This window comes from Xenorhabdus hominickii (assembly GCF_002632725.1).
Taxonomy (GTDB): Bacteria; Pseudomonadota; Gammaproteobacteria; order Enterobacterales; family Enterobacteriaceae; genus Xenorhabdus; species Xenorhabdus hominickii.
Genome location: NZ_NJAI01000007.1, coordinates 140,761 through 150,866 on the forward strand (window position 1 = coordinate 140,761; position 10,106 = coordinate 150,866).

The 10,106-nt window shown below is 41.5% G+C and carries 10 protein-coding genes; 1 reads left to right on the forward strand and 9 read right to left on the reverse strand.

What is annotated here, in order from left to right; all coding sequences use genetic code 11:
* Window positions 1–103 precede the first annotated feature (103 nt).
* The 7 genes from phoQ to rluE all read right to left on the reverse strand — a co-directional run bounded on the left by phoQ (window position 104) and on the right by rluE (window position 7,041).
* Window positions 104–1,627, reverse strand: coding sequence for a two-component system sensor histidine kinase PhoQ (gene phoQ, locus Xhom_RS19520; protein ID WP_069318443.1), 1,524 nt, complete (start codon window positions 1,625–1,627; stop codon window positions 104–106).
* The gene (gene phoP, locus Xhom_RS19525) at window positions 1,620–2,303 is read right to left on the reverse strand and encodes a two-component system response regulator PhoP (protein WP_069316170.1); all 684 of its coding nucleotides are present in this window, start codon (window positions 2,301–2,303) and stop codon (window positions 1,620–1,622) included. Before phoP ends, phoQ begins: the two co-directional genes overlap by 8 nt.
* Window positions 2,304–2,719: 416 nt before the next feature.
* Window positions 2,720–4,090, reverse strand: coding sequence for an adenylosuccinate lyase (purB, locus tag Xhom_RS19530; RefSeq protein ID WP_069316169.1), 1,371 nt, complete (start codon window positions 4,088–4,090; stop codon window positions 2,720–2,722).
* 36 nt (window positions 4,091–4,126) lie between these two features.
* On the reverse strand, window positions 4,127–4,753 hold the full coding sequence (hflD, locus tag Xhom_RS19535; RefSeq protein WP_069316168.1) for a high frequency lysogenization protein HflD: 627 nt from the start codon (window positions 4,751–4,753) through the stop codon (window positions 4,127–4,129).
* 2 nt (window positions 4,754–4,755) lie between these two features.
* Window positions 4,756–5,859, reverse strand: a complete 1,104-nt coding sequence (gene mnmA / locus Xhom_RS19540) for a tRNA 2-thiouridine(34) synthase MnmA (protein ID WP_069316167.1) — start codon at window positions 5,857–5,859, stop codon at window positions 4,756–4,758.
* 107 nt (window positions 5,860–5,966) lie between these two features.
* Window positions 5,967–6,419, reverse strand: a complete 453-nt coding sequence (locus Xhom_RS19545) for an NUDIX hydrolase (protein WP_069316166.1) — start codon at window positions 6,417–6,419, stop codon at window positions 5,967–5,969.
* Entirely contained in the window at window positions 6,412–7,041 is a 630-nt protein-coding gene (gene rluE / locus Xhom_RS19550; RefSeq protein ID WP_069316165.1) for a 23S rRNA pseudouridine(2457) synthase RluE, read from the reverse strand. The genes Xhom_RS19545 and rluE overlap by 8 nt, the downstream gene beginning before the upstream one ends.
* Before the next feature lie 140 nt (window positions 7,042–7,181).
* Between rluE and icd the strand changes: the two genes are divergently transcribed.
* Window positions 7,182–8,435 carry an NADP-dependent isocitrate dehydrogenase gene (icd, locus tag Xhom_RS19555; protein WP_069316164.1) on the forward strand — a complete coding sequence of 418 codons (1,254 nt, stop codon included), beginning with the start codon at window positions 7,182–7,184 and terminating at the stop codon, window positions 8,433–8,435.
* Between the two features lie 119 nt (window positions 8,436–8,554).
* On the opposite strand, the gene Xhom_RS19560 is transcribed toward icd, so the two are convergent.
* Together Xhom_RS19560 and Xhom_RS19565 are read right to left on the reverse strand one after the other, a co-directional pair.
* Window positions 8,555–9,682: a phage integrase Arm DNA-binding domain-containing protein gene (locus tag Xhom_RS19560; protein WP_069316163.1), complete on the reverse strand. Its 1,128-nt coding sequence runs from the start codon at window positions 9,680–9,682 to the stop codon at window positions 8,555–8,557.
* The gene (locus Xhom_RS19565; RefSeq protein WP_420855271.1) at window positions 9,666–9,920 is read right to left on the reverse strand and encodes an excisionase; all 255 of its coding nucleotides are present in this window, start codon (window positions 9,918–9,920) and stop codon (window positions 9,666–9,668) included. The genes Xhom_RS19560 and Xhom_RS19565 overlap by 17 nt, the downstream gene beginning before the upstream one ends.
* Window positions 9,921–10,106 lie beyond the last annotated feature (186 nt).

Below are 10,106 nucleotides of genomic sequence, written 5' to 3' on the forward strand. Positions count from 1 at the left end.
GGACTGATTGCTTACTGCCTTAAATTGAAAAAACCATCACTGAAAGTTTTCTACTCAGAAGAAGCTGTTCCAATGATGGCTTAAGCAGAATTCGGGTTATTTATCATTTATTGTCATTGAGTTGTTGTGACCTAAATATCACGTTTACGCGAGCACCACCGAGTGGACTACCCTCAATACTAATATTTCCTTCATATTGTTCGACAATTTCAGAAGCTATGGACAAGCCTAGTCCTTGACCCGATTTTAGTGTGTCAGCACGTAAACCACGTTGAAAAACCATCTCACGTTTCTCGGGCGGTATGCCAAGCCCATCATCATCAATAATGACAGTGACAGAATTTTCACTCATAAATGCGGTGACTTCGACAAATTCCAAACAATATTTACAAGCATTCTCCAGAACATTTCCTATTACTTCTAAAAAATCATTTTTTTCACCCAACCATGTAACTTCAGGGGAAACATCCAGTGTAATGTTGACATCTTTACGCTGATATACTTTTGTCAGAGCACGGATAAGGATGTCTAGTAAGGTTGGGACAGAAGACACTTTCCTCAAGGGCAGATTATTATCACTACGCATATTGACCCGGTGCAGGTAGTAACCAATTTGTTGGGAAATTCTATCAATTTGTTCAAGCATGATAGGTTCAGCTTGTTCAATGGTCATTTTTTGCGGCGGACGCAGAGTACGTAGTGTTGATTGCAGCACTGCCAAAGGTGTTTTCAGACTATGAGTTAAGTCAGAAAGTGTCGTCTGATATTTTGCATAGCGCTTACGCTCATTATCTAATAAAGCGTTTAAGTTCCTGATTAGTGCTTTTAATTCGGCAGGCGGGTTTTCATCTAGTTTTTCTCTTTCTCCTTTTTCCAAAGAGCTTATTTGACTAATCAATGACTTAATTGGAAGAATACTCCAATCAGCGGCAAGCCAGATTAATGGAATGACGAGAAGCAAGTTGGCTATTAATACATAGCTAAACCATTCCCAAACCTTCGCTTCATCTTGTGTATTATTTGGGAGAGCATCAATGATGACGATAGTTAGTGCTGGCAGATTCTTAGTTGCAGGATAAATATTCACGGCAACTAAATAGGTAAATAACACACTACTACTATCGCCACTATCGCCACTATCGCCACTATCGCCACTATCGCCACTATCGCCACTATCGTCGACTCTTTTATTTGTACGGTCTTGATTTGAACCTGATGATTGGGCATGAAAAAAGCTCCCGTTGCTTTGTTCTTTTAAAGGAACTTCTAAATCATATAAGCCATCTTTTTTTAACCAATCAGGCGTAAGCATTTTTTCCAATTCAGGAATGATCTTCTGACGCCAGAGAATATTTCCTTTTTCATCATAAATAAGTGCCAATGAGTAGGGATTTATCAATAAATCTTTTGAAATACGAAGATCTAGATTGTCGTTTTCCCACTTAGCGAGCGAAAAAAACAAATCACTTTGGCTACGTAATATAGAATCGATCGTTTTATCTAAACTCACTAAATACCCAACAATGGCAACAGTTCCATAGGATAGCGTCAAGGAAAGGATAATAGCTGACGTTGCCATCAAAAAACGGGTTCTCAGAGAAAAGCGTTTTTGAGTGAATTTAAGCATCATGAGTTTTCACATCAAAGCGATAGCCTTGGCCTCGTACAGTGACGATAACTTCTTCTGACCATTCATTTGATATTTTTTTCCTTAAGCGCCCCATTAAGACATCAATTGTATGGCTTTCACGTAATTCAGCATCTGGATACAATTGACGCATTAATGATTCTTTACTAACAACTTTTCCATTATTGCGCATCAAAGTTTCGACAATCGTATATTCAAAAGCGGTCAATTTAATGCTGGTATTACTGATAGAAAGCTCTTTTCGTGAAAGATCAATTAAAAATGGCTGAATTTCAACTAGTTGTGAAGCCAATCCACTATTGCGTCGCATTAATGCTTGTATGCGAGCGTTAATCTCCTCCAAATGGAACGGTTTGGTAACATAATCATCTGCTCCTGCATTTAGTGCAGTGACTTTTTCTTGCCAGCTTTCACGAGCGGTAAGAACTAGAATAGGTAGATTAATTTGCTCACTGCGCCAGCGTTTTAGCATACTGAGCCCATCCTCCCCAGGTAATCCCAAGTCGACGATAGCAATATCAGGATGGCTTTCTTTTATATAATAATCAGCTTCTTTCGAATTCTCCGCAGCATCAACTTGATGACCAATATCTCTCAATTGTACTGTTAAGTGATGGCGGAGCAGTGCATTATCTTCAACGATCAATATCCGCATAATGGTTCCTATGCTAATTAGTAACGTTTACAAATAAATTTAAAATAGCTAATTAGGAAATTTCGTCAATAAGTATTAAATAAAATTACATATATGTATTATTTCCATTGAAGTTAAGTTTAGTTGTCATTTATTTTTTTTACCATCTTAATTTTTTAAAAACAAAAGGTTATATTGAAATAATATGTAAATTTACAATCTATTTATATTTTAGATAGAAAAGTATTATTTTTAGATTATAAACTTATCTATTATTTAACTTATCGCGCACTAAATTAAAACTTATCGTTAATATAACTTAGTTAAGTGAAGCAATATTTTAGCTTTTTGTTGGGAATTTTTGAGTTGCTGCAAAGTTGCAATTTGAAGTGTATGAGACATGGGCGGGGATATCCCGCCCATGTAATGGATAAATATTATTTTAGCTTGTCAACCAGCGACGCAGCATAACCAATGTAGTTTGCTGGAGTCATGGATTTGAGACGTTCTTTTTCCGTTTCAGGCAGTTCAAGTCCATCAATGAACGCTTTCATGCCTTCTGCATCAACACGTTTACCACGAGTGAGCTCTTTTAATTTTTCGTATGGTTTTTCAATGCAATAACGGCGCATAACAGTTTGGATCGGTTCTGCCAATACTTCCCAGTTGTGATCCAATTCATCCAGTAGATGCTGCTCATTAACTTCTAACTTATTCAGTCCCTTCATGGTGGATTGATAAGCAATTAAGGCATATCCCAAGCCCACACCAAGATTGCGCAGTACGGTTGAATCTGTGAGGTCACGTTGCCAGCGGGAAACAGGCAGTTTGCTGGCAAGATGTCCTAAAACGGCGTTTGCCAATCCCAGATTTCCTTCGGAGTTTTCGAAATCAATCGGATTGACTTTATGTGGCATGGTGGAAGAACCGATTTCCCCAGCAATAGTTTTTTGTTTGAAATGATTCAGCGCGACATAACCCCAAATATCGCGATTAAAATCGAGCAAGACGGTATTGAAACGTGCTACACAATCAAACAATTCTGCAATGTAATCATGAGGTTCTATTTGGGTGGTATACGGATTCCATTGGATGCCCAGAGATGTAACAAATGATTCGCTGAACTGATGCCAATCAATGTCTGGATAGGCTGACAGATGTGCGTTGTAGTTGCCGACAGCCCCGTTGGTTTTACCCAGAATGTCCACTTGCTCAAGCTGACGGAATTGACGCTCCATACGATAAGCCACGTTAGCCAGTTCTTTACCAATGGTTGAAGGCGTGGCAGGTTGCCCATGTGTACGTGATAGCAAAGGCAGGTCACGATAGTCATGGGCCATACGCGTGATGGTATTGATCAACTGACGCCATTGAGGTAGCAACACTTCTTCACGAGCGGTTTTGAGCATCAACGCATGTGATAGGTTATTGATATCTTCTGATGTACAAGCAAAGTGAATAAATTCAGAGACTTGATGTAGAGCAGGGATATGCTCGACTTTTTCTTTCAGAAAATATTCAACAGCTTTCACATCATGATTGGTTGTGCGTTCAATTTCTTTGATGCGCAATGCGTCTTGTTCATTGAAGTTTGCAATAATTTCATCAAGGTAAGCGTTTGCGTTTGTATCAAAAGCAGGAACTTCTTTGATTTCAGCCGTAGCGGCCAGCTTTTGCAGCCAACGCACTTCTACCTGAACACGAAATTTTAGTAAGCCGAACTCACTAAAAATGGCACGTAGTGAACTGACTTTATCGCCGTAACGGCCATCAATTGGAGAAACAGCGGTCAGTGAGGATAATTCCATTGATAGCAACTCCCGGATTTTATTTAACATTTTTATTTAAAAACGAGTGAGAATGTCTTTTGCCTGTCGGATCAGGCGCTGACGAGAAAACATGATTTGTAAGCGGTTACCGCCGACTTGTTGCCATAAAACGGCACAACGGATACCTGCCAGCAACACAGCCCTGACTTTTGCCTGAATCAGTGTATTACGTAATACTTCTGGTGAACCCGTGACTTGAATGCGTGGCCCAAGAGGGCTAATCACATCAACGTAAATTCCTGCAAGGGCGTTGAACATTCCCTCTGACATAGGTTCAAAATAGGTTTGCTGACGTTCTAATTGTTTAATTCGGTTTGTCAGATCATCGGCAGCCGCTGGATTTTTATTCAAACGACGCTCTAGTGCGATCAAACTCAGCATATAGCGGGTAAGATCGGCTGAAACACCACTGTTTGAACCATTGAACATGCCCAGCATCGCATCAAGACCAATGCGCAGGTTGTTGGCATTATTGCCAAAAACATCCAAAGTGGATGCCGGGTTCATATTCAAAATACTGTTAATCGTGATTTCAAAAGCATCAGTATCGCACTGGCCTTCATGGGCAAGCGTTTGTACCAGACGACCTGACTGGCAGATACCTGCCAGAGCCAGTGTAATGTCGTAATAATTTTTAGCCACAATTACTCCTGTATACGTTGTTCGATCACACCACCGCCGAGACAGACTTCACCTTGATAAAACACGGCTGATTGACCGGGGGTGACAGCGGCAACAGGGCTATCAAAACGAACTTCAATTTTATCTTCACTCAGGGGAACGACAGTGCAGGGGATATCATGCTGACGGTAGCGGGTTTTTACCACACAGCGAATTTCTGTTTTCAATGCCTGGCGGTCAACCCAATGAAGTTGCTGGGCAATTAAACCGACGGACATTAGACGAGGATGCTCAGGACCTTGGGCGACAATCAGCGTATTGTGTTCGACATCTTTATCAACAACATACCACGGATCTTCACTACCTTCTTTGGTTCCCCCAATCCCCAGTCCTTTGCGTTGACCTAGTGTATGGTACATCAAGCCGGTATGCTGGCCGATAGTCTGACCATCCACGGTAACAATCGGGCCTGGTTGGGCGGGTAGATAGCGTCCCAGAAAATCACGGAACTTACGTTCGCCAATAAAGCAAATACCGGTCGAATCTTTTTTCTTCGCTGTGGCGAGACCGATTTCTTCGGCAATGCGGCGTACTTCAGGTTTTTCCAATTCCCCGACGGGAAACAGGCTCTTGGCAACTTGCTGGTGGCTTAAGGTATATAAGAAATAACTTTGATCTTTATTGCCATCCAGACCACGGAGCAATTGGCTGGTGCCGTCCACATCCCGACGGCGAACATAATGCCCGGTTGCGATGTAATCAGCCCCTAAATCCTCGGCGGCAAACTCAAGAAATGCTTTGAACTTAATTTCTTTGTTACAGAGAATGTCTGGGTTTGGTGTTCTGCCTGCTTTATATTCAGCAAGAAAATGTTCAAACACATTGTCCCAATATTCGGCTGCAAAATTGATGGTATACAACTCTATGCCAAGTTTGTCACAAACAGCTTGGGCATCAGCAAGATCAGCCGCGGCTGAGCAATACTCTTCACCATCGTCTTCTTCCCAGTTTTTCATGAACAGGCCAGCTACCTGGTAGCCCTGCTGTTGCAGAAGGTAGGCGGAAACTGATGAATCAACACCGCCGGACATTCCGACAATGACTTTTTTCTGGCTGTTATCTGACATGGATATATCTCACTGCGGAAAAAAACAAACGCAATACTCTAGCACGTTGGCACACACGGTGCATCAAACGTCTGCATGTACTTTTTATTTGAGTTTTATTTACGTCATCATTTGGCGAAAAGCGAGCCATAGCTGTCCAATATCGATAGTGGATAAGCCCTGCGTTCCAAATAACAGCGAATACTTTCAGCCACTAATGGTGAGCGTAGTTGCTGACTGTTAAGGATTTCTTCAGCGCTTAACCAATGGCAGCAATGAATATCATCATCTTGTGGGGCTGTATCCATGGTTTTTTCCATTTCTATCAGAAATAGAAATCGGATAAAGGGGGTTTTGTCGGGTGCAATCCATTGGTGTAGTTTCAAGAATGCCTGTGGTTGAGCCTTAATCCCCGTTTCTTCCCATAATTCACGTTCAGCAGCTTCTAATAGCGTTTCGTTGGCTTCAAGATGGCCCGCAGGCTGATTCCAGAAGGGGATGCCATTGATCAGTTCTTCAACAACTAAAAATTTATTTTCTGCATGAACAATGCATGCAACGGTGACGTGTGGACTAAACAAAATTAATTTCTCTCCATTCCCCGGGGGATAATGACCCCAATTGTATTGAACCCATACTGAATCGGATAAGGCGTAATGTTGGAAAACCGACATGGGTTGTCATTCTGCGTACCTGACGATTGCGGCCTTCATACAGCGTAATTTTGAGCCAGCTTACTGGAATGCTTTTCCGTTCTCTAATGGAGGGCATTCGTTCCCAGAGCCATTCTGGCTCTTCCACTAACTCTGCACCAGCAGGCAGCGTCGGGCCATCTTTTAATGTGATGCCATTGCGCAGCTTATTTAGGACAGTTTCATCAGGAATACCTTCAACCTGAACATAATAAACTTTAGCGGTTTTTTTGTGGGGTTGAGTCAACTTGGCCTGCAATTTGCCGTCATTAGTCAATATCAATAGTCCTTCGCTATCGCGATCCAGACGTCCTGCGGCATAAACATCAGTAAACGGAATAAAGTTTTTTAATGTGGTTCTTCCCATTTCATCAGTAAATTGGGGAAGGACATCATAAGGTTTGTTAAAGATTAATACTCGACGGGGGCCAGTTATTTTTTTTATAGGATTATTATTTTTTCTTTGGCTGAATCGGTTAAGTTGGCGTTTTTTAAAAGAGATATTTGTCATGATAAGTTATCGCGCAAAATAAAGGGGCGTATTATACCTTAAATCTGTGAGCATTGGCGTTTGCAGAATATTCAAGTAGTATTGACACGTCCCTTACAAAAAATTAACAAGGCACTGCGTTTATTCGAAAGGAGAGGTTAATGGAAAGCAAAGTAGTTGTTCCGGCGGAAGGTAAAAAAATTACTATTGATGCCAAAGGTAAATTAAGTGTTCCGAATAACCCAGTAATCCCTTACATCGAAGGGGATGGCATTGGTGTTGATGTTACGCCGGTTATGCTGAAAGTTGTTGATGCTGCGGTTCAGAAAGCTTATGACAATGAGCGCAAAATTTCTTGGATGGAAATTTATACGGGTGAAAAATCCACACATGTTTATGGTAAAGATGTTTGGTTACCAGATGAAACATTGGATTTGATCCGTGAATACCGTGTTGCTATCAAAGGCCCTCTGACAACGCCAGTTGGTGGTGGTATCCGTTCTTTGAACGTGGCACTGCGTCAGCAATTGGATCTGTACGTGTGCCTACGTCCTGTTCGTTACTATCAAGGTACACCAAGCCCTGTTAAGCGTCCTGAATTAACTGATATGGTTATTTTTCGCGAAAATGCGGAAGACATTTACGCGGGTATTGAGTGGAAAGCAGGTTCAGCGGAAGCCGATAAAGTCATCAAGTTCTTACAAGATGAAATGGGGGTTTCTAAGATCCGTTTCCCTCAACAATGTGGCATTGGTGTGAAACCATGCTCAGAAGAGGGCACTAAGCGTCTGGTACGCGCAGCGATTGAATATGCTATTGATAATGACCGTGAATCAGTAACTCTGGTTCATAAGGGTAATATCATGAAGTTCACTGAAGGTGCTTTCAAAGATTGGGGTTATGAGCTGGCTCGCACTGAATTTGGCGGAGAACTGCTGGATGGTGGCCCATGGGTTAAGATCAAAAATCCTAAAAGTGGCAAAGACATCATCATTAAAGATGTGATTGCAGATGCCTTCTTGCAACAAATCCTGTTACGCCCAGCAGAATATGATGTTATTGCTTGTATGAACCTGAACGGTGACTACATCTCTGACGCACTGGCTGCACAGGTTGGTGGTATTGGTATTGCTCCTGGTGCAAATATTGGTGACGAGTGTGCATTGTTCGAAGCAACACACGGTACTGCGCCTAAATATGCGGGTCAGGACAAAGTTAACCCAGGTTCTGTGATCCTTTCCGCTGAGATGATGCTGCGCCATATGGGATGGTTCGAGGCCGCCGACCTAATCGTTAAGGGAATGGAAGGCGCGATTGCTGCTAAGACCGTGACTTACGATTTTGAGCGCCTGATGGAAGATGCTAAGCTGCTGAAATGTAGCGAATTCGGTGATGCGATTATTTCCAACATGTAATAATTATATATCGGAATAGATAACGGGGGCTTAATAGTTCCCGTTCTTTTTAGCGATGTAAAATATCTTCTGCAAAACTCCTGCAAAACTCTTCTGCAAAACTGGTTATAATTTGATCGCTATTTCACTGCCAAAATAGTCCAATCTTTACCTCTATCATCATGGTATTTATCTGTCATAGATTGGCTCTTATGTCCTAGCAATGTTTTCGTATCAATTCCTTGTTCACGATAGAGACGCTCTGATAGTGACCTTTGTTCGTGAAAACTGGGAGGGGTACCTTTCTCCCACTTGAGCTCTGTCTCATCACGGATCTTTTGAAAACTGGCAGTGATTGCATTAGCTGATACTTGGCCGCCCCTTTGGGCTTGTGAAGTAGTATGGTGATAGTGGAGCATGTGAGGGCTTAATATCCTGTCTCTACAACGTATTATTACATCTTGTAATGTAAAGCCTATTTTTTCACATTTGAGGCTGAGAGGGATCGCCAGTTTAGCTCCTGTTTTTTCCTGAATGATATGCAAGTAATCATCCCATACGTCATCGAACCGCAATTTGGCTATATCCCCTAAACGCTGTCCGGTAATTAGAGCTAATAACATCGCATTCTGTAAATAGCGTTGAGTTTTCCCAGCGTGATCGAATATTATTTTCCATTCCTCCAGACTCAGTCTTTGTCGTTTAATTTTATTAATAGGCATTTTAGTAGCTTTAGCAGGGTTGTATCCCGGAGGGACTTCACCCGCATGTTGGGCTTCTTTGAAAACATCGATTAAAACCATGCGAACAATTTGGGCCATCCTTGTTTGCCCGCGTTCTTTATACTCATCAACTAAAGTTGCAATATCTTTAGTTTGAATAATATCAATACTCTCGTTACCGCAATGCTGCCTGAATGCTTCGACTGGTGCGATTTTTTGCTTTACGGTGTTTGGTTTTATTTCACCTGCGTTTAGCCGTTCTTTTTGAATTTTTAAATACTCGTCTAACCAACCCGTAACAGAAATCCCTTTTTTTATTTTTCGGCTGATTTCATCTTTGACTTTTAATAGCTGAGTCATTTTGACCTCAGCTAAACGGGAGTTGGCTTCTATAGCAATTGCCTTCGCAGATTTTTCATCATCACCTAATCCGTGAAATTTCCCTGTAACCGGATGTTTATAACGCCAGTAAATCTTTTTTGTTCTGGCATCAGTGTAACAGGATAAGCCGGGGATATTGACATTATATTTACGTGGGCGAGCCATCTTCTAAAATCCTCATTAGTCTGGGGTCATCATTTTTCTTGATAATAGGTTTTTCTATAAATCCAACAAATCTAGCGCTTAATTCAACTCTCCAGCACCTTCCGGCTTTGTATGGTCTAGGGGAGATCATGCCGTTTTTTGCGTAACGTATTAGAGTCTGGTAGCTTGGGACTGGTTCAGAAAATTCTTGCTCTGCCCATTCTCTAAGCGTTTGAGTTCGTGCCATAGTTTTTCCCATGTATTATATTAAGGATAACTTAACAATATTGGGCTGCTACTTTTTGCAACCCTTAATTAATAGTTGCGATTCTTTATTGTTCTTTCTGATACCCGTTCTCCAAAATCAATCTTGCCACCATTGCCGGTGTTGCCTTATCACTCCATGTCGCTTCAAAAATAATGGTGTTCAGCTCAGTACGAAGAA